Below are 19,504 nucleotides of genomic sequence, written 5' to 3'. Positions count from 1 at the left end.
GGCGGTCTTGACATCCTCCCCCGCATGAATGCGGGGGATTCCCGAACCTCACGATCCGGGTTTCTGTTCGACACGGCAAAACAAGAAGGGAGGAGACGCTAATGCGAGACCTTGGTTCCGGTTCTGCCGTCCTTGCAGACGCTGACCGCAAGCCCTGCGGCGAGGATGTTTCTGGCTGCGTTCAGGTCACGGTCGTGGCTTGTCCCGCAGTCCGGGCACGTCCATGCCCTGACGTTGAGGCCGGGCATGCCCTTCGGCCCGGTCTTCGCTCCGCAGTGGGAGCAGATTTGCGTGCTCGGATAATACTTGTCGATGGTGATGAGCTGTCGCCCGTACCATTCGGCCTTGTATTCGAGCATTCGACGGAACTCCGCCCATCCGGCGTCCATGATGCTCCTGCTCAGCCCGGTTTTCCGGGACTGCCCGTTGGGGAGCCAATGGTTCGGATCGTGCGGGTCGGGTTTCGGCGCACACCGTTTGGCCATGTCCTTCACGTTGAGGTCTTCGAGTATCACCGTTTGGTTCTCGCGGATCATCCTCGTGCTCAACTTGTGGAGAAAGTCACGGCGCATGTCCGTGATTCTGGCGTAGGTGCGAGCCACCTTGAGGGCTGCTTTCCGACGATTGTTGCTACCTTTGGTTTTACGGGACAATGCCTGTTGCTCCCGTTCCAACCGTTCGGCGAGTTTCCTGTAGTGGCGTGGGTTCGCTATGGTCTCCCCATCACTGGTGACGGCGTAACTGTCCACACCCAAGTCGATTCCGATGGCATGCTTTCGCGTGGGAAGAGTCTGGATGGCCTCCTCCACGAGAATACTGACGTGCCACCGTCCGGCGGCATCCAGACTGACGGTCACGGTGCTCGGCTCCGTCTTGCGGGGCAGTGTTCTGGACCATCGTACCGGCAGGGGTTCGCGCATTTTGGCGAGCGTGAGTTCGTTGCGCTCAGCGTCCCACTTGAATGCGCTTCGAGTGTATTCGGCGCTCCCACCATGGGATTTGGCTTTGAACTTCGGGTAGTCGCCGGTCTGTTTGAAGAAGTTGGAGAACGCCGTCTGCAAGTGCCTCAACGCCTGTTGCAATGGTACGCAGGACACTTCGTTCATGTACGAGTATTCGGCTGTTTTCTTCCATCGGGTGAGCATGGCGCTGGTCTGGACGTAGGTGACGTTCCTGTGTTCCGCTGTCCATGCGGTGGAGCGGGCTTCCAACGCGAGATTGTAGACTTTCCGACAGCAGCCGACTGTGCGCCTGAGCAGTTGTTCCTGCTCGGGTGTCGGGTAGAAGCGGAACTTGTACGCCCGCTTGTGTGCCTGCTGCCTGACCATGCTTCACATTATATCATCTATTTCTGTGAAAGGAGGACGGTTTGCTTCCCCCCCGCCCTAAAGGACGGGGTCTCCGCAAACCAAAAACCATAACCGCCCAGGCGCGGAACACGGTCTTCAGATACGGGCTGCCGGCCGCCCCGTCCGTGGGCATGGCGCGCCGATTCGGCGTCAGCCTGCCCGTGTCCAGGCCGGTGAATCGAAGCCGGCGGGAGAAGCAGATGGGCGGAAGCGTCGTCCCGTCACCCGACCGGCCCGGCGAGTCGCACAGCAGGCCGGCGGCGAACTGGACGGACAGGTCCTGGTATCTGCGGTACGCCATAGCGTCGATCCGCCCGCCCTCCATAACGAACAAGGCGCGCCAGGAGGCGGTCAGCGGATACAATCCGTCGCATGATCCGACGTCCTGTGTGTCCAGCAGGTAGGCGAGGAGATCTCCAGGGTAGGCGAAGGCGTCGGCCAGGGTGCCCACATCGACCAGCAGGTCGACCGACGGGCCGTTTGGTGCCAAGGCGCGGAGGTTGTTCGAGTATCGGATATCCATCGGCATTCCTTTCCGCCGTCACAGGTCCCGGTCCGCCGGGATCGGACCGCCCTTCTTGCTGACACCCTTGACGATGGACCGCCAGATGCCCTCCGTCTCACTGTCCGGCAGGCCGGATGCCCTGGCCTGGGCGAACAGGTCGGCCTTCACCTGCTCCGGGGTGTCGCCGTTCTTCGGGGAATGGAGCAGTCGTCCGAAATAGTAGGAGTTCATGGTCTCGTTGCGCGCCCCCTCGCCGATCACCTCATGGGCGCGGGGGTGCCAGTGCGTCCCGTCCGGATTGGTCTGGGAGGCCCCGCCGGTCTTCCGGTCGAACAGGTCGACATCCACCCCGTCCGGGTCGGCGGCCGGTTCGCCGTGCGCGTCCACGTTGACCGGCCGGTCCCCGTGCCCGTTCGGCAGGTCGGCCAGGCGTTGAAGCGCGGCGTGCAGACTGTCGGGCATGACCGTCACCGGCATGTCGTCGACGATGGCCCAGGATCCCTCAGGCGACTGGGAGCCGGGCGCGATGGCGAACGAGCGGGTCGTGCCGACCCGCAGATCGACCGGCACGCCGGCCGCGTAGGAGACGGGCTTGCCCATGACGGGCATGACCGCGAACCTGCCCTGATGCGCCTTCACCGGCAGCGGGGACTGGCCGGGGGCCAGCCGGTAGTACAGGTGCAGGCCGCCGGAACGGGTGCGCGCGCTGAACGTGCGCGGCAGACCGTCCGACCCGTAGGCGCCGGCCATGGACTGGAGGACGGTGAACCCGTCCGGTTTGCCCTTGTCCGCCTCGCCTTCGGGCACGTCGCAGTCGACGACCACGATGTCACGCGCCGGGCGCAGGCCGGCCATCGCGGTGTCCGGGCCGATGCGGTCCGCGTCCACATGGTCGTCGGGCGCCTCGTAGCCGCCCCACTTGCCGAGCGGCCGCTTGTCTTGGGCGACGGGGAACAGGACGCCCGCGACCCCGTCCTCGTCCATACGCACGACCGTCTCGTCAAGCCCGGCCTCCGGGTGGGCGGGGACCATGTCGGCCAGGGTCAGGGACTGCTCGGCCGTGCGTTCGGCCTGTTCGACCTGGGCCTTCTCCTCGGCCTCATCCTCGGCGCGTTCGACCTGCAGGTCGCGCCAGACGGGCGCCGCATACCGGTCGAACAGCGCCTGCGCGGCCGGATCGTCCATGACCTGCCACACCTGCGGGCGCGTGCCGCCATACCCCTCGAGCTTGTGGGGGGCGCGGCGGCGGGCCAGGCCGACGATCTGCTTCGCGTCCCGCCATTCGCGGCTGGACGGGGACGGAATCGGCACGTCGTTCGCCTTGAGCCACCGGTCGGCCGCGAACCCGTCCCACACGTCCGGCATGGAGCCGTCCGGCTTGGGGGTGGTCGTCAGGACGATGCCGCGGATGATGGCCTGGACGAACGGGTTGTCCTTGATGAACCGGCGGCCGGCGATATGCACGACATCCGGGTCCTCGTTCGGGCATGCCGCCCACAACTCGCAGGAGACGGCCATCATGGCGAATTGGGCGTCCGAGTCGGGGTCGGTCACCCAGTCGATGAAATCCTGGAACCAGGGTTGGGGGGTGCCGTCCGGGGTGCTCGTGGCCGTATGGTCGGCCATTTCGACCAGGGCGATGCGCCGGTTCAGGGACTGGTCGTCCAGGCCGCCGATGAACTCGTTGGTCGCGGCGACGATGGACGCGTTCGGCCGGTACTCGTTCGCGTTCTGGCCGATACGCCGGTAGGTGACCGGCTCGCCGCTCAACGCGCTTTTGAGGGCCGGATTCGACAACTGGAGGGCCGGCGTGTCGGAGCTGATGGCGACACGGTTGCGGGCGAGCGCGCCGCGCGCGTTGCTCGTCTCCATCATGCCCTCCGGCCCCAGGAACGCGGCGATGGGGATGTTGCCCGCCTGCCCCTGGCACACGGGCTTCAGGAGCCGTTCAAGCAGGAGCGACTTGCCGTTGCCGCCGTCGCCGGACAGGACGGTCATATGCCGTTTGAACCGGTCGGACAGCCATGCGTCCGCGGGCATGCGCAGCAGGTTGAACAGGCTCGGGTTGCGGCGCCCGCGTTTCATGTCCTTGAACAGCTGCGCCCACGAGTGCTCCGGGTAGGACAGGGGCTTCACGCCGGGGACGGGGGCGAGCATCCGCTCCACGTTCGACACGTACCGCCACATGGCCTCGCTGACCGGATGCTTGGGGTCGACGCCGGTCGAATTGAACCGTTTCGGCTTGGGCACCTCCAGGCTCCACGGGATGTCCGGGTCGGTGATCCATTTGAGCCGTTCGTCGTCCGGCAGGGGGTGCGCGAACAGGTCGTAGGTGCGGCGCACCCGGTTCTGCTCATGCCCGTTCCCGTCCCGGTATTTGCACCGCCAGAACCCCTGGGTCGGCTCGCCGCCCAGGCGGATGCCGTCGACGGCGCGCAACGGGATGATGTCCCCGTCCTCGGTGACGAACGGGAGGCGTGCCGCCTCGTCGTGGATCATCTCCGCGAACCCGTCGATGTGCTCCTTGGCGGAGATGCCGTATTCGGCCTCGATGTCGAGGACCGGGTAGTTGCGGCTGGGCTTGCCGACGGGCAGGAGCTTGATGAGCGTGTCCTCGTCGCCGTGCATGCACACGAGGCGCCCGCACAGCAGGTCCCAGACCATGCGCGCGTAGCCTTTGCAGACCATGGGTGTGGTGCGGGTGCCGGGGGCGGGCGGGACCTTGAGGATCTTGGTGGCGCTGAGCTGGATGAGCAGGTTCTCGGGCTCGCCCCAGACGAGCTGGTTCATCTCCTCGATGTCATGGTATTCGATGGCCCTCAGCCCCTCGAACAGGTTGCACAGCATCGGCAGGGACGGCTGGTTCGTCCGTCCCAGCGGCTTCCAGTGCCGGGCGGGGATGTCCTGTTTGCGCATCAGCCTGTAGTCGATGTGCCCGTCGTCCCTGCACGGGAAGCAGTCGATGTCGAGAAGCGGGTCGGGGGTGACGCCGTCGTCGGTGGTGTGACGTTGCCTGTATGTGCTTTTCATGCCAGCCCCCTATGTGTCCGGTCAAGGTGCCTTGTAGTCATGACCCCCCCATATGCGTCCGCCCTCCGGCATTGACGCGATCGCAAAAACCGCCCGTTTGGTTCGTCATGACTTAGCCCTACTGCGAGTAGGCGTGAGGGGGGTGGATGACGAACGTGACGACCCATTTTCCCTTAAAGAGAGAAGACAGGTGAAAATTACGAAAATCACCTTGACACGTTCGTCATCCACCCCCTCAAACCCTTGCGGGAGTAGGCGTGAGGCATGACGAACCGAATGGCATGTTTTTGCGATCGGGCGAGACCGCGGCATCGTCTTTCCGGGGCACGCCAGTCGAGATGATTTCCTGAGGTCAGGAAATCATCCCAACGACATCGTCTTTCCGGGGTACGCCAGTCGAGGGCGGGCGGTTGCGGGTCGGCTTCCCGATTCCCGGGTATCCCCTATAAGAGAAGAAGAATAATTTTTTGTTCTTCTCTTATAGAGAGAGGGAGGGGCGGGTGCTTCACCCTGGTGTCTCTCCCTGCTGTCTGCAGGCCGTGGTGTCCGACATTGACATGATCGCAAAAACGGCCCATTCGGTTCGTCATGCCTCAGCCCTACTGCGAGTAGGGCTGAGGGGGGTGGATGACGAACGTGTCAACCCGATTTCGGTCATTTTTACCTGTCTTCTCTCTTTAAGGGGAAATGGGTCGTCATGTTCGTCATCCACCCCCTTAAACCCTTACGGGAGTAGGGCTGAGGCATGACGAACCGAAACGCCTGTTTTTGCGATCGCATCAAAAGCCGGCATAGCCGGCAGGCGACCCCATCGGACCAACCTGAAAGGACAATACCGTGGGTTTCATCATCCTTCTCGTCATCGTCGCCGTCGTCGTCGGCGCCGGCCTGTACGTCGTCCCCCAGCAGCAGGCGGTCGTCATCGAACGGCTCGGCAAATACCTGAAGACCCAGGGCGCCGGCCTGCATGCGCGCATCCCGTTCGTCGACACCATCGCCACCCGCACCTCGCTGCGCGTCCAACAGCTCGACGTAAGGCTGGAGACCAAGACCCGGGACAACGTGTTCGTCACCGTGGTCGCCTCCACACAGTTCCGCGTCGACCCGAACGCCGTATCGACCGCCTACTACGAACTGCAGGACCCGAAAGGCCAGCTGCGCAGCTACATGGAGGACGCCCTGCGTTCCGCCATCCCGTCCCTCACCCTGGACGACGCCTTCGCCCGCAAGGACGATGTCGCGGCCGACGTGCAGAGGACGGTCGGCGCGGAGATGAGCCGCTTCGGCTTCACTGTCGTCAAGACCCTCATCACCGCCGTCGACCCCTCCGACCAGGTCAAGAACGCGATGGACTCGATCAACGCCGCCCAGCGGGAGAAGGAGGCGACCCGCCAGCGCGCCGAGGCGGAGCGTATCCGGATCGAAACCCAGGCGGCCGCGGAGGCGGAGCGCACCCGGCTTCAGGGCGAGGGGCAGGCGAACTACCGGCGCGAGGTCGCCAACGGCATCGTCGACCAGATCAAGAGTCTGCAGGCCGCGGGCATGGATATCGCCGACGTGAACAACGTGGTCCTGTTCAACCAGTATCTCGACGTGATGCGTTCGCTGTCCGAGTCGCCGAATGCGAAGACGGTCGTGCTTCCGGCCTCCACGCCCGGCGGGTACGGGGAGCTGTCCCGTGAGCTGACCCAGGCGATGGCGACGTCGAAGAGCATCTGACCGTCGTTATCCCCGTGATATGCCCGGAAACGCCCGTTCCCGCCCCTCTACGCCCCTTTGCCTACGTGTCGCGGCGACCATACCGGAATCATGCCAATCGCATCTACGGGGCGTGGAAACGCCTTACAAGGGCAAGTCACGAATCCCCCTTGTCGCCCATCCGGCTCCGGCCAGCGGGCGGTGGGGCATGGCACTTGGCCTAGACGCGATCGCAAAATCATGCGTTTCGGTTCGTCATGCCTCAGCCCTACTGCGAGTAGGCGTGAGGGGGGTGGATGACGAACGTGACGACCCATTTCGCCCTTAAAAGAGAAGATAGGGAAAAATCACGAAAATCGGGTTGACACGTTCGTCATCCACCCCCTCAAAGCCAATCAGGAGTAAGCGTGAGGCATGACGAACCAAATGGCATGTTTTTGCGATCGGGCGAGACTGCGGCATCACCTTCCCGGATACGCCAATCAGGCGATGGAGGCGGTCGTGGGCCGGTTCCTTGGTTTCCGGATACTCTCCCTATAAGAGAAGAAGAATAATTTTTTGTTCTTCTCTTATAGAGAGGGGGAGTGGGTGTTTCACCTTGGTGTTCCTCCTCATCGCCACCTGCAGGCCGTGCCGCCGCCTTGACACGATCGCAAAAATCGCCCGTTTGGTTCGTCATGCCTCCGCCCTACTGCGAGTAGGGCTGAGGGGGGTGGATGACGAACGTGTCAACCCGATTTTCGTCATTTTTACCTGTCTTCTCTCTTTAAGGGGAAATGGGCCGTCACGTTCGTCATCCACCCCCTCAAAGTCAAGCGGGAGTAGGGCGGAGGCATGACGAACCAAAACGCATGATTCTGCGATCATGGCAAGGCCACGGCATAGCCGCATGGGCACGAAAAAACCTGGCGGAAAGGAGACGGCCATGCGGCAGCCGAGGAAACCGAAGGGCTCGCCGGGAGGCGTCGGCGGGCAATACGACACCGTGAGGGGAGGAGGCGCGGAAGGGCTTCCCGCGATGGGCGGGCCCACCGTCGCCGACGTGGAGCGGGCGCTCGCCCCGCTGGTCGAACGCGCCCGTGTCGAGGAGCGGGACGGTGTCATCCACATCGACCTCAACCACGCCGGGCTTGTCCGACCCGAACCCGATCCCGGAACCGGGAGGATGCCGGACGAGTACGACCCGAAACGGACGTTGTGGGTGCCGTCCCGGCTGGCCGACTTGGACGCGCCCGTCGGGTCGGTGCGCCGCCGCCGGGCCGAGGAGACGCTCCGCTGGTCCGGCCTGACCCGTTCCCAGGCCGAACGGCTGGGCGACGGGCATTTCGCGGAGGCCTCCAAATACGCCGGCTCGTACAGCCTGGACCCGGATGTCGCGGACGCGCTGGAACGGCTGGGCGGGCGCATCGAGGTCGACGACCGGGAGCGCACCGGCGCTCTGGCCGCCGGGAATGTCAAGGTCACCTCTCCGATGAAGGACGATCCGCGGCGCGGCGTCGTCTATGCGGACGGGTCGCGCGGCGCATGGCATCCCGTGCCCGGCCGGTCGGTCACGGACATGAGGACGGGCGACACGACGATGTCCCTGCTTGACCGGGATTCCGGGCGCGAGATCGGCCGGCTGGTCTCCCATGACGGAGTCCGGCGTCTGGTGCCCGGCCGTGATGCGGTCCGGTTCTACGAGAACTCGCCCTACGAACCCGATTAGACTTAGGACGCATACCGTCGGTCGGCGGGGGAACGGCCCCCGCCCGTGAAAACATGTCACGCGACGTGTAACTCGCCTTGGCGGCGTCCGGAAGGGCGCCGCCAAGCGCGTCTCCGGGGACGCATAGGCGGGTGCGGGCGGGGATGGTCCCCGTCCTGCAAAATCACACTCAGCACGACATCCGGGCCGGCATCCCATAACGGGACGCCGGCCCGGGCGCATAGCGGGCGATTGCGTGAACGTCGCCCCCAAGGTTTCGAAGCATGGCCTTGGGGGAGCGATGGTCTGGGCAGCGGGGGCATCCTTACCCTTGATTTTTGTTTTGGCGAGAAAGCCGCGTCACCTTCAGTGTCGCGGATGAATCGCCTCAGCCTGTTGCTGCCCGTCTATATAGCGTTCGACTACGCTTTCGCTGTTTCTTCCCACGGTTTCGCAATAGTATCCCCCAGACCATAGCCTGTGATGCTCCCCCCAGTAGTAATGCCTGAGATGGTCAGGGCGTTTTTCCCATAGTTCATGTGTAGAGAGTTGTTTGATTCGGCCGACGGTTCCACTGATGGTCATGTCAGGCGGGATGCTGACAAGCATGTGTACGTGGTTGCCGTCGCCCGTGTTGATTCGATGAATGGTGAACCGTGAGCGGCATTCGGCATTGCGGATGCTGGCGAGAACGTCTGTTTCTATCCCCGCGAGAGCGCGTTTGCGGTATTTTGTGACCAGCACGATGTGGTATCTGGTTCGCACTTTCGCGGAAGCCTTGGGCTTGTATTCGTCAGGTTCCATGTCACACACCTCTATGCTATAATCATGCTAACAGCAGTTTAGCAAATTCGGAGGTGTTAGCATGACGGTCACTCTCATCGGCTCGCCACGCAAAACCTCCGAAGAAGCAAGACTGGACAAGAACCGCAGAATCAGAGAGTCCATCAAGGCGACCAAAGCCAAAAGGAAAACCCAAACCTGCTCCACGTTCGACCTGAAAATCGTGGGCAACAAACTATCCCGGACCCAACGCGAGGCATTGGCCCGCGTGTTCTTGGAAGCGAAATGGCTGTGGAACGAATGCATCGCCAGCGGAGACCCGTTCTCCTATAAGCCAAGGAAAACCGTCCTAGTCAAAACCAAGGACGGCGCCATGGATGAACGGGAATACCGCGTGCTCGGCTCCCAGATGAAACAGTCCCTCGTCAAAACCGTCCGCTCCAACATCAAAACACTTGCCACTCTCAAAAAACAAGGCCGCAAGGTAGGCGAAGTCGGGTTCACAAGCGAAGTCAAGTCGCTCGGGCTTCCCCAACCGGAAACCACATATCGCATACGGGGGCAAAAGGCGAGGATGCAGAACATCCCCGGCTGGGTTCGCGTGCGCGGTGTCAGGCAACTGGAGGGATGGGAACAGGCGAAGGCCGTTCTCACCCGTGAAGCGGACGGGTGGCATCTGCACGTCACCTGCTACATGGACAAGGAGGAATACCGCAAGCGGCGCGAAGCCAAGAAACTAGCGCCGATGAAGAATACTGTTATCGGGCTGGACATGGGCGTGAAGACCGCCATCACATGCTCGGACGGAACGGAATACGATGTCATGGTTGAAGAAACCGACCGCCTCAAACGGGAACAACGAAAACTGTCCCGCAAGAAGAAGGGGTCGAACAACCGGCAATGCAATCGCATGAGAATCCGTCGGGCGTATATGAAACAGCAGAATCGACTGGACGACGCCGCCAACAAGATAGCCGCGGAACTGCTGCGCAATGAGGTTGTCTTCATGCAGGACGAACAGGTCAAATCATGGCACCGCCGTTATGGGCGCAAAATCCAACATAGCGTCCTCGGTCGTGTCAAGAACAGACTGATCCGCCATACGGGGCAGGTGGTGGTGCTCTCCAAGTGGGAGCCGACCACGCAATTGTGTCCTATCTGCGGGGTGAAGACCAGAATCCCACTCAGGCAACGCATATACAAGTGCGCCAATTGTGGGTACACGGCACCCAGAGACATCAAGGCAGCCCAGACCATGGTGTGGATGGGACAATCCAAGTATGCAGAAAAAATACCCTTGGAACGAGGGGAATACAAGCCTGTGGAGAACGCATCGGAGTCATACGCGGACAATCTGCGTATGTTCTCCATGCGTTCGGCGAAACAGGAAACCGTGACGGCTTCAGTCTCACGGTAGTTCATTTCCCGCGTCAGCGACCCAGCCAGCGTGCCCCCGACGGGTCTTCCCTGTCGGGACGCATATCGCGGGTTGCGTCAACGCCGCCGGCCGGGTTTTCCCGCGCCGGAACGATGGCGGCGAGCGGGTTTTCCTACTTTCTTCCCGCCTAGACCCGTCAGCGCACGGGCGCCCCTTCGGCCATAGGTGGCGCCCGGCCTTTCCCGCATAGTATGGCCGTGCGGCGGGCTATTCCCCTTCTCACCCGCCCATGGGACGCCCCGCCAGGGCATCGATGCCTTGGCGGGGCGTTTCCTTTCTCTGTCTGGCATGCGGGACGCATATAGCCCGGTGTCGGGCGCGTCAACGCCGCCTGCCGGGTTCCTGTAAACCTTTCCCGGCGGGAACGATGGCGGGCGAGCCGGGTTCTCAATTGCCCGGCCGTGACCCCGCCAGCGCGCCCCGGCACCCCTGTTCGGCGTGCGGGACGCATACCGGTGGTCGAGCGCGTCAACGCCGCCCCGGCCCGGCCCGTCATTCCAGTCCGGGGAACGATGGCGGGACAGGTTGTCACTCCTATGGACCGTTTCCCGTCAGCGCGCCGGCATCCGGACGCATATGTCCGGACGCCAAGCCTTGGTCGCCCAGCGGATAGGGCGTCCGCCTCCGGAGCGGAAGGTCGTGGGTTCGAATCCCATCCAAGGCACGAGGCCGGGGTCCGGTGCTGTTCCGACTCCTTTCCTCCTATATCCCCCGGCCTTAGGCGGTGTTCGCACAACGGTCAGTGCGGCGGCTTCCCAAGCCGCAGACGCGGGTCCGACTCCCGTACACCGCTCCGACGCCCGCATAGGGCGTCTCCACGTCGATAGCACAACGGCAGTGCGGCGGTCTCCAACACCGTCCATGCGGGTCCGAATCCCGCCCGGCGTGCCGCGTCGGTGATGTAACCGGGAGCATCCCATGTCCGGTTGGGTGTGCGGGTCCGAGTCCCGTCCGACGCACAAGGGGCGCCGTCCGGCGGCGGGAAGCAACGTCGGGCGGCACCCCGCTTTTTCGCGGCTGTCACGCCTTCCCGTCGGGCGGGAGTGGAAGGTCTTCCGGGAACAGGATGCCGCCGTACGTGGGGCCGATCTCCAATCGCCTGTCCGGATGGACGATGATGGTGAAATTCCCTCCGTCCCTGCCGATATACCACAGGTCGGAATCCGGATCGTAATCCACGGTATCCTGGTATTCCCGGCTGATGAGCGGTTCGGCGGCCTTACGGGCCTCCTGTTCGGTCAACGTGCTGGCCATGATGCGTGTTCCTTTCTAGTCGACGCTCCGTAAAGCGTATTCCCGGTTTCTTCTGTAGGTATCCCACAGGTCGATGTCCTGGTTGACGTGACCCAGTTTGCTTTTCGTCCACTGGGTTTTCCGGCCGGCCGGCTCACAGTAGGGTACGCCGTATATGCCGCCGTCGAGGATACGGTCGCATGGTTCCATGTCATCCACGCGAAGATAGGCGACGTTGTGGAAGTCCCTGGAGTACGCGTCGGTGCGGTCTTCGTCACTGCTTCCACTGCGCTCCTGTCGGTATTGGAAGTTTTCGTGGAAGTACGACTCGTATTTGGTTCCGTCGAAAATGTTCTGCGCGAGCGGTTTCTGCATGTCGTAGTAGACGAGTCGTTTTCCGCCCGGGGCGGTCTGGTCGGCGATGATTTCCGCGTTCCAGATGTGCCCGACTTTTTTGCGGTGGCCTTGCATGCCGGTGATGAAGAATCGGCTGCCGACCGGGTATTTGGCGAGCATGGTTCGGCTCATGGTTGCGGTGCTCGCGTATTTGTCGCTGAACCGGCGTTGATACCGGTCTTTGGTTTGGAACATGTCGGCGATGTCGACGGGTTGGCTGTCGACCATGCGTCGTCCGCTGCCGACGGCGTTCACGTCGTATCCGCGCATGCGGAGTTCTGCGGCGACGACGGCCCGCTGGCAGTTGCAGTTCCATGGGTTGTAGGCGTTGATGAGGTTGGGGTTGTGGTTTTTGATGGCGCGGTTGAGGAGGTTTTCCATTTCCTTCTGGTATCCGGGGTTGACGTCCTGGGGTGTCATGCCGTCGAAGTGGTCGCGTGGCGGGAGGGTGCGGTACTGGTCGAGCAGCGGGTGGACGGCCGGAGTGGTGTCGCCGGTGTCCTGCCGTTCATGCCGGCGGCGGGTGCCGTCGGCGAAAGTGGTGGTTTTGAGGCCGTCCGGGGTTTCAAAACTGATGGTGGATACTTCGGGCTTTTCTTCCGGCTTCGGCTCCGGCTTCGGGATAGGCTTCGACTCTGGTTCCGGGATGGGCTTGGGTTCCGGCTTCGGAGTGGGCTTCGCTTTCGGCTTCCGCTTCGGTTCGACCGTCACCTGGGGGTTTTCCGTCTTGCGTTCCGCCTGCCGTGCGGTCTGGCGACGCTTGTTCAGCATGGCGACGGCGCGTGCGGCGGCGGACATGTTTGGCAGGTCACTTGTCCCGCTTCCCGGCATGACATCGAATCGGCCGCCGGTGCCTCCCGGCGACCCCATCGGTTTCCGAGGCTGTCTCATAGCGACTCCTTTCCCGCGTAGTCCTTTCGACTATGCGCGGGACGACACGGGAGGCCGGGCATGGTTCGCCGCATGTTCGGGGCACAACAGCCATTCGCCTACATTTTCCTACATGCGCTCTACCCGCCTATAATCGCACTCCAATTCTCCATCACAACAACAAACAACAACAACGCCAACACAAACCAACAAAGAGGGACAAGATCCCAGAGCGGCGATTCCTGTGGCTCCTGTGGTTCCTGTGGTTCCGACTGAACATCATCCACGGTTGGAGTTTGAGGTTCCCGCCGGTTGCTGTCCCCATCATCGAAGAAACTCATGGGTATCCTTTCTATCAAACAGACAACGGGTTCACGCGCACACTAAGCGCGATGCGGCGATACGGGAGGCCGGGCATGCTTCGCCGCGCACTCGGGGCACAACAGCCGGTCGCCGACCAGAGCGCCGCCTGATGCGCGCCACCCGCCGGTCGTTTCCACGGCCGGCAACCATCCGGCGCGTTTCAGGCGATTGCGGGAGGCGATGGTATGTTGCCCGCACTTCACACAAGTGACATGCCAATGCTTCGGACAGTAGGCGGTCTGCCCGCCGATCTGCCACCCGTTTTTTCGGGCTTCCCGCAGGAGCTGGTGTTTGGTGCCGACTATCGGACGGTTCGGCCAATCCCGGCCGCAAAAGCAGGCTTGACAATAATCGCAGCATAACGTGTACCGTTCCACAGACTGGAAACTCATCGCCGTTCCTCCTCACCCCAATACTCGTACCATGTCGCGCACTGGGGGCATGCGACCCCCCAGCCGGGCGCGTAGGTCAGGTCGTGCCGCACGTCCCCATACTTTCGGGCGGGCAGGGGTCCGGGCACGGCGTTGACCCATCCGTCCTGTTCCAGTCGGTCGAGCGGGGCGACCGCGCTTTTTCCGCATTTCCGGCAGGTGACGTGCCAGTGTTCCGGGCAATACTGATAGTCGTCGCTGGTATAATCGTCGCTGGCCTGCCAGTCGTCCGCCGTAGCGCGGTCGAGCAGACTCTGTCTCGTATCCACGGCCGGACGGGCGGCGCCTTCCTCCCGGTAGGGTTGTCCGCACATGTCGCATTTCAGCGTGTATCGCGTTGATTTCCGAAAACCCATTGTTCCTCCTTCTCTTAGCAATCAGGGCACATATGCAGCGTGCCGGTTGACGTACCGGCAATCTTCCAGTCGTGTGTCAAGACGACATGGTCGGCGATGCCCCGGGACAGCCAATGCGAACCGTTCCCGATCTTCAACGGCCGGCCGCACCGGTCGCAGACAAGGATGAATGCCGTCAGGCAGCCATGCGCGGCGGGCAGGTAGCTCATGGCCGGGCTCCTTCCAAGTAGTCGAGGTCGTCGAATCGTCGCAAGGCGAGCAGCTCGTCCCCACTGATGGTGCCCCGCATCTGCGTCCTGCGGAGGGTCGCCTCGCTCCCGTATTGCTGTTCCAACACTTTGCGGCGCTCTTTGATGTCGCGGTCGGATAGCATGACGGGCTTCCCGATGGTATGGTTCACATGGTCGTCCATCCGTCCGCCTTCTGTTCTTGTTCTTTCGGTTTGAGGCAGCTCTCTTCCACTTTTGTGGCGAAACCGCCGGTCGGATCCGTGAAGAGCCGGCTGCTCTCCTTCCATAGGGCGCGTACATGCCGCCGGTACTCCCACAATGCGGTTTCCACGGCCTCATGGTTACGCTTGTCGAACAGTCTCCACTGCTCGTCCGTGAACGGGCCGCTGTAAATCAGCATGTCGGTCACCGTGGCAATCCCACGGTCGAGAAGAGTCTCCAATTGCGGAACGGTGAGATGCCGGGAGACGCTGGCGAACGAGGTGCGCGTCCATTCGGAGAGAGAGTGCGGGGCGTCGAGGATTTCCGGGATGTCGATATGCGGGAGGCGGGTCGGGTCGATGGATTGGATGGTCGCGCCGACGACGCCATCCCAGCCGTCAATCAGCCAGTGATGGATGATGTCGTCACTCGCCTCGGGATGGGTGTCCAACCATGCCGCTACCACCTTACCGTCTTCTGTGTCGCGGATGAGCTGTTCGTCGGCGATGGGGGCGACGATTTCGGCGAGTGTCGCACTGTCCTGGTCGACGCCACGGAGAATGTCCGCGATGACATGACGCCACTTGTCGGTCACGTCATGCTCATGGTGGTGGGCGGCGTAATGGGTGGCGGCGGCTTCACGGACTTCGCTTGACGTGGATGTGCGGATGATGTCCAACAGTTGGGTGTCGTCCGGCTGGTTTTCGCCCGTGTACGTGGTGAGCCAGAACAGGCGTTCCCCTGTGGTGAGCTTCTTGTACCCGGTGTTGAGATGCTTGGTGAATCGTTCCCAGAGGGCTTGTCCCCGTTCGGTCGGCCGGCATGGGGTGCGGTCGTCGATGATCTCGTCCACGTAGAAATGGTAAGGAATGTCATACCGGCCGATGTCCGGATTGCCGACGACTGCTTGCAGCGCTTCGAGTTTCTGCGGGATGGTAAGCGTGTTCATCGTGTCTCCTTGTCGGGGTGGTTTTTGCCTGCCTGCATCATGCGTCCCGCACTGTTCTTGCCGGGGGAGAGGTCCGCGTTCAGGGCATGGGTGAAGCCGGGGCCGGCGGTTATGCGAACGCGGCGGGACCCGAAGGGGTTCCGCCGCGTTCTGTCAGTCGGCTGTTTCGGTCAGGGTGACGGCCTTGTCGCCGAGCCGGATCGTCCCGTGCCGGATTCTCCCGTCGCGCGTGTACGTGACCCGGTGTTCCGTGCCAAGCGGCTGCCAGTCCACGCCGGTCAGGCCGGCCTGGGTCAAACCGTGGATGTCGGCGGCGTGAAGCGTCCGGGAGGCGCCGAAAGCGCAGACGCCGACGGTCAGGCCGACGGCGATGAGCGCAGCCCCCACCGCCGCACGGGTGCGACGGCGCAGCAGCCCGTCCGCGAACACGATGGCGCCGGGGGCGAGCAGGGCCAGGCCAAAGAGAATGCCGACGGCGAGCAGACGACCGGAGTCCAACCCCATGAACGTGTGCAACGGCACTGATATGGTCATGGGCGCCCCCGTCACAGCATCATGCGGCTGACCAGTTGGAGGACCGGACCCGAGCCTTCGATGAGGATGGGCTTGTGCCCGTCGGGCAGGTAGAACGCGGTCTCGTCGCCGTCCAACGCGCCGAGCGCGTCGAGCAGGTACTGGGCGTTGAGCCGCAGCTCGTCGCAATCCCCGTCGACGGCCGCGTCGACATGCCGGTCGCCGTCCAGGTCGGCGCCGTCCAGGGCGAGGGTCATGCCCGTGTCGTCGCGGCGGAACAGGATGCCGGTCTTGCCGCCCGTGAAGTCGAGGGATTTCAACCCGCGGACCGCGTCCGCCAACGCGGCCCGGTCGAAGCGCAGGGTCGCGGCCACGTTCGCCTTGTCGGGGATGGTGCGTTCCACATGCGGGAATTCGCCGGCGATGACGACGGTCGCGTCCGTGGCCGTCCCGTCGGAGGCGACGACCCAATGGTCGTCGAAGCCCAGGCGGGTCATGGTCTTCACGCGGGTCAGCCATGGGGCGGGGATGATGGCCTCCCCGTCCAGCGGCAGGTCGCCCGTCCACATGCCCATCCGGTACCGGTCGGTCGCGCACGCGGTCACGGTCTGCCCGTCGCCGGTGATATGCACGCCGGTCATGACCGGCCGGTTCGGGTCGGGGCTGGCGGCGTGGACGGTGGCGCGGACGAGCGGCTCCAGTGTGCCGCCCAGGTCGGCCGTGGCGGGCAGGTCGGGGAGGGTGACCGGTTCGACGCCGTTCATGAGCGCCATGGTCGCCTTCGCGCCCTCCCCGTCCAGGCGCAGACGCTCCCCGTCCAGGCGGACGGTCGTCTCCCCGGCGGGCAGGGCGGCGGCGACGGCGGCGAGCCACAGCCCGTTGACGGTCGCCTGTCCGGCCTCGAGCACGTCCCCGTCGAGCGTGACACGGCTGTAGCCGCCCGGCCCGGTGCCGGTCAGGGTGATGGTCTCGCCGCCGTCGAGGGTGACGGCCTGCCGGGCCGGGTTCGACCGGTCGAGCACGGGGAGGATGTGGCGGGCGGCGTCCGCCAGGTCGCGTTGTCCGATGAGCAGTCGCATACGACAAGTCCTTTCATGCGTTTGGTATGTACCGAATCACCGGTATGCGTCCGCGGCATAGCCGCCTGTCATGTGGTTCGAGCTTTCCCCCGCGCCCCGGCCGGACGACGGGGATGACCGTGACGCGTATCGCCGCCGCGCCGCCAACGCGGCCGCCCGGCTGGGCCTGGCCTCCCGGCCGAGCATCGACACGCTGACCCAGGCGTGGCGCCGTGACGACGGGTGCATCCTCGTGGCGAACGGGGCGCGACGCTACCTGTGCCTTCCCGACGGGGCGGACCCGGAGGCGGCGGACGCGCTGGCGCGGGCGGCGGATGCGACCGCCCGCGAATGCGATCCGCCCGACATCCCCGCGGGGCTTGTCTGGGCGCACGCCTTCGTGCCGCGGGGCGCGACCATCTCCCGGACCGCGTTCGACGAGCCGGACAAGGATGACGACGTGCGGTTGGACCCTCCGGCCGGCCAGTGGGTGGTCGTCAACGTGCGGCGCATGGGCTGGCTGGAGTCGCGCCGGTCGAAGAATTGGCTGGGCGACGAGTTCAACATGACGCCGGACACGTCGAAGCTCCAGAAGGCGGGGGTCGGCGTGTGCCGCGTGTCGGTCGGCGACCGGGACGGCGGCCGGGCGCATCGGGCGGCCGAGATGGCGGCGAACGCGCTCGACCTGGGCGTCACCCCCGGGTTCGCCTCCCACACGAGCCGGCCCGCGTGGGGGCTGGTCGCGCTCATGCTCCCCCTGGTCGCGGCCGCGTTCGCGGGGTTCATGCTTCTCAACTGGCCGGCCTGGGTGCTGCCCGTCCCGATCCTGGGGTTCATCATGGCGGTCGCGCGGCTCGCCCTGACGCCGCGGGATGCGGCCGTCTGGCAGCGCCCCCGCCACTGGTGGGGCCTGACCCGCTACCGGGAGGCGCAGTCCGCGGATTTGAAGACCCGCAACTCGGGTGACGACCTGGAGGCGTTCGGCCCGCATCGCAAGCGCCGCGTCCACGCCTACGCCTTCCAACGGTCCACACTGCCGGTCCCGCCGACCGCGTTGGCGGCGCTCGCCCGGCCGTCCGCCTCCCGGTTGAGCCAGGGGGCGGCGCTGACCGTCCGCCCGGTCGGTTTGGAGACGGCGGACGGTCCGCGTCTGGGCCGGGATGCGGACGGCCGGGATGTGCGCCTGGCGTCGAACGTCCTGTACGGCGGGGTCGTGCTGTTGGGCCGGCCGGGCGGCGGCAAGTCGAACAGCATGCACGGCCTGGAGCGTTGGGCGTCCGAGCACGCGTCCAACCGGGATGCGATGGTCGTGTTCGAGTCGAAGGGCGTGTCCAGTATTCCCGTGTTGAAGCGGCTTATGCCCCGGCTTCTGGTCGTCGATGTGGCCGACCCGTCGACCCCGATGATCGACCTGCTGGGCCCCGGCACGCCGGGCGAGCGCGGGGAGCGGTTCGCGTCCCTTATGCGCGCGGCGTTGGGCGACGAGCAGGTCGGCCCCGCGTCCCGTCTCATGATCCGCGACGCGGTCGCGTTGGCCCTGACCGTCATGCCCGAACCCCGGTTCCGTGACCGGTGCCGGGCGGCGGGCCTGGTCGCGCCGGACACCTGGCCCCAGTTCGCGCGTGTCGTCCTCGCGGGCGACGGGGTGAGCGCGGCGCGCGCCCTGGCGCATGCGGCGGTGCTCGCCGCCCCAGGCCCGGACGTGCAGGCGATGGTGGAGCGTCTCCACGGGGCGGTCAACCCGAAGACGGGCCGGCCCGCCGTCTCCGACGGGGAGCTGGTCAAGCGTCTGGCCGCGCCGATGAACAAGATGGATCTGCTCGCCCGGTGCCCGGGCGTGTTCGCGCCGGGACGGCGGACGGTCGGCTGGCGGCAGGTCATCGCGCACGGGGCGACGCTCGCCGTGAACCTGGGCGGAACGGTCAAGCCGCCGCACACGACGCTGGGCGACGACCAGCGGAGCCTGGTGGGCGCGCTCCTGTTGCGGGGCCTGCGCGAGCAGATGGAGTCGTCGTGCGCCGGCTGGTATGATGCGGGCCGGCATATGCGCGTGTTCGTCGACGAGATGACGGAGGTGCTGTCCGGCGGCGGGAATGCGGAGGTGTTCCGCTGGTGCCGGACCCAGGGTCGCGCGTTCGGCGTGGAGATGACATGCGGGACGCAGTTCCCGGAGAATCTCGACCCGTCGCTGTTCAGCCTGCTCATGGATTTCGATACGCGCTGCACGTTCGTCATGCGGTCGGTCGCCTCGAGTACGCAGGCGGGGCAGGCGTTGGGTGTCGACCCGTCCATGGTGTCCTCTCTGGGGGAGCATATGCTCCTGGTGCGGACGGTGGACGCGGATTGGAATACGCTGCCGCCGATGGTGGTCCGCACCCCGTGGTTCGACAACGGGGAGCCGGCCTGACGCCGGA

General features: G+C 64.5%; 17 protein-coding genes and 4 tRNA genes. 8 read left to right on the top strand and 13 right to left on the bottom strand.

The window, feature by feature from the left end:
- Positions 1 to 98 precede the first annotated feature (98 nt).
- The 3 genes from CQR48_RS05135 to CQR48_RS05125 are packed head-to-tail and all read right to left on the bottom strand — an operon-like array spanning position 99 to position 4,884.
- A complete protein-coding gene (locus tag CQR48_RS05135; RefSeq protein ID WP_101452253.1) occupies positions 99 to 1,328 on the bottom strand; it encodes an RNA-guided endonuclease InsQ/TnpB family protein in 1,230 nt (409 codons plus the stop codon).
- Positions 1,329 to 1,341: 13 nt separating this feature from the next.
- Positions 1,342 to 1,872 carry a hypothetical protein gene (locus CQR48_RS05130; RefSeq protein ID WP_101452252.1) on the bottom strand — a complete coding sequence of 177 codons (531 nt, stop codon included), beginning with the start codon at positions 1,870 to 1,872 and terminating at the stop codon, positions 1,342 to 1,344.
- An 18-nt stretch (positions 1,873 to 1,890) separates the two neighbouring features.
- Positions 1,891 to 4,884: a bifunctional DNA primase/polymerase gene (locus tag CQR48_RS05125; RefSeq protein WP_101452251.1), complete on the bottom strand. Its 2,994-nt coding sequence runs from the start codon at positions 4,882 to 4,884 to the stop codon at positions 1,891 to 1,893.
- 837 nt (positions 4,885 to 5,721) lie between these two features.
- Here CQR48_RS05125 and CQR48_RS05120 point away from each other — a divergent pair.
- Together CQR48_RS05120 and CQR48_RS05115 are read left to right on the top strand one after the other, a co-directional pair.
- Positions 5,722 to 6,603 carry an SPFH domain-containing protein gene (locus CQR48_RS05120; RefSeq protein ID WP_101452250.1) on the top strand — a complete coding sequence of 294 codons (882 nt, stop codon included), beginning with the start codon at positions 5,722 to 5,724 and terminating at the stop codon, positions 6,601 to 6,603.
- Between the two features lie 844 nt (positions 6,604 to 7,447).
- Complete coding sequence (locus tag CQR48_RS05115) at positions 7,448 to 8,290, top strand: hypothetical protein (RefSeq protein WP_143252494.1); 843 nt, start codon at positions 7,448 to 7,450, stop codon at positions 8,288 to 8,290.
- Positions 8,291 to 8,635: 345 nt separating this feature from the next.
- On the opposite strand, the gene tnpA is transcribed toward CQR48_RS05115, so the two are convergent.
- Complete coding sequence (gene tnpA, locus CQR48_RS05110; protein WP_101452248.1) at positions 8,636 to 9,073, bottom strand: IS200/IS605 family transposase; 438 nt, start codon at positions 9,071 to 9,073, stop codon at positions 8,636 to 8,638.
- Positions 9,074 to 9,134: 61 nt separating this feature from the next.
- On the opposite strand from tnpA, the gene CQR48_RS05105 reads away from it, so the two are divergent.
- The 5 genes from CQR48_RS05105 (at position 9,135) to CQR48_RS09140 (ending at position 11,449) form a co-directional block, all read left to right on the top strand.
- Positions 9,135 to 10,469, top strand: a complete 1,335-nt coding sequence (locus tag CQR48_RS05105; protein ID WP_101452247.1) for an RNA-guided endonuclease InsQ/TnpB family protein — start codon at positions 9,135 to 9,137, stop codon at positions 10,467 to 10,469.
- Positions 10,470 to 11,081: 612 nt separating this feature from the next.
- A tRNA-Arg gene (locus CQR48_RS05100) sits at positions 11,082 to 11,154 on the top strand.
- 57 nt (positions 11,155 to 11,211) lie between these two features.
- A tRNA-Gly gene (locus CQR48_RS05095) sits at positions 11,212 to 11,283 on the top strand.
- 24 nt (positions 11,284 to 11,307) lie between these two features.
- Positions 11,308 to 11,378 (top strand) — tRNA-Trp (locus tag CQR48_RS05090).
- Between the two features lie 2 nt (positions 11,379 to 11,380).
- Positions 11,381 to 11,449: transfer RNA gene (locus CQR48_RS09140), tRNA-OTHER, on the top strand.
- A 61-nt stretch (positions 11,450 to 11,510) separates the two neighbouring features.
- Here CQR48_RS09140 and CQR48_RS05085 read toward each other — a convergent pair.
- The 9 genes from CQR48_RS05085 to CQR48_RS05040 form a co-directional block, all read right to left on the bottom strand.
- Positions 11,511 to 11,744: a hypothetical protein gene (locus CQR48_RS05085; RefSeq protein WP_101452246.1), complete on the bottom strand. Its 234-nt coding sequence runs from the start codon at positions 11,742 to 11,744 to the stop codon at positions 11,511 to 11,513.
- Positions 11,745 to 11,759: 15 nt separating this feature from the next.
- Positions 11,760 to 13,010: a toxin glutamine deamidase domain-containing protein gene (locus CQR48_RS05080; protein WP_143252493.1), complete on the bottom strand. Its 1,251-nt coding sequence runs from the start codon at positions 13,008 to 13,010 to the stop codon at positions 11,760 to 11,762.
- A 119-nt stretch (positions 13,011 to 13,129) separates the two neighbouring features.
- The gene (locus tag CQR48_RS05075) at positions 13,130 to 13,330 is read right to left on the bottom strand and encodes a hypothetical protein (protein WP_101452244.1); all 201 of its coding nucleotides are present in this window, start codon (positions 13,328 to 13,330) and stop codon (positions 13,130 to 13,132) included.
- 410 nt (positions 13,331 to 13,740) lie between these two features.
- Entirely contained in the window at positions 13,741 to 14,139 is a 399-nt protein-coding gene (locus tag CQR48_RS05065; RefSeq protein ID WP_101452242.1) for a hypothetical protein, read from the bottom strand.
- Positions 14,140 to 14,153: 14 nt separating this feature from the next.
- The gene (locus CQR48_RS05060; protein ID WP_101452241.1) at positions 14,154 to 14,348 is read right to left on the bottom strand and encodes a hypothetical protein; all 195 of its coding nucleotides are present in this window, start codon (positions 14,346 to 14,348) and stop codon (positions 14,154 to 14,156) included.
- Positions 14,345 to 14,551, bottom strand: a complete 207-nt coding sequence (locus CQR48_RS05055) for a hypothetical protein (RefSeq protein ID WP_101452240.1) — start codon at positions 14,549 to 14,551, stop codon at positions 14,345 to 14,347. The genes CQR48_RS05060 and CQR48_RS05055 overlap by 4 nt, the downstream gene beginning before the upstream one ends.
- Entirely contained in the window at positions 14,536 to 15,519 is a 984-nt protein-coding gene (locus tag CQR48_RS05050) for a hypothetical protein (protein ID WP_101452239.1), read from the bottom strand. The genes CQR48_RS05055 and CQR48_RS05050 overlap by 16 nt, the downstream gene beginning before the upstream one ends.
- Positions 15,520 to 15,672: 153 nt before the next feature.
- On the bottom strand, positions 15,673 to 16,053 hold the full coding sequence (locus CQR48_RS05045; protein ID WP_101452238.1) for a hypothetical protein: 381 nt from the start codon (positions 16,051 to 16,053) through the stop codon (positions 15,673 to 15,675).
- 11 nt (positions 16,054 to 16,064) lie between these two features.
- Positions 16,065 to 17,111, bottom strand: a complete 1,047-nt coding sequence (locus tag CQR48_RS05040) for a DNA polymerase III subunit beta (protein ID WP_101452237.1) — start codon at positions 17,109 to 17,111, stop codon at positions 16,065 to 16,067.
- Between the two features lie 70 nt (positions 17,112 to 17,181).
- On the opposite strand from CQR48_RS05040, the gene CQR48_RS05035 reads away from it, so the two are divergent.
- Entirely contained in the window at positions 17,182 to 19,497 is a 2,316-nt protein-coding gene (locus tag CQR48_RS05035; protein WP_101452236.1) for a hypothetical protein, read from the top strand.
- Positions 19,498 to 19,504: the final 7 nt, after the last annotated feature.

Origin of the sequence: Bifidobacterium thermophilum (assembly GCF_002846655.1) — a bacterium.
Lineage (GTDB): Bacteria > Actinomycetota > Actinomycetes > Actinomycetales > Bifidobacteriaceae > Bifidobacterium > Bifidobacterium thermophilum.
The sequence above is the reverse complement of the archived record's forward strand: the minus strand, read 5'-3'. Positions and strand labels throughout refer to the sequence as shown.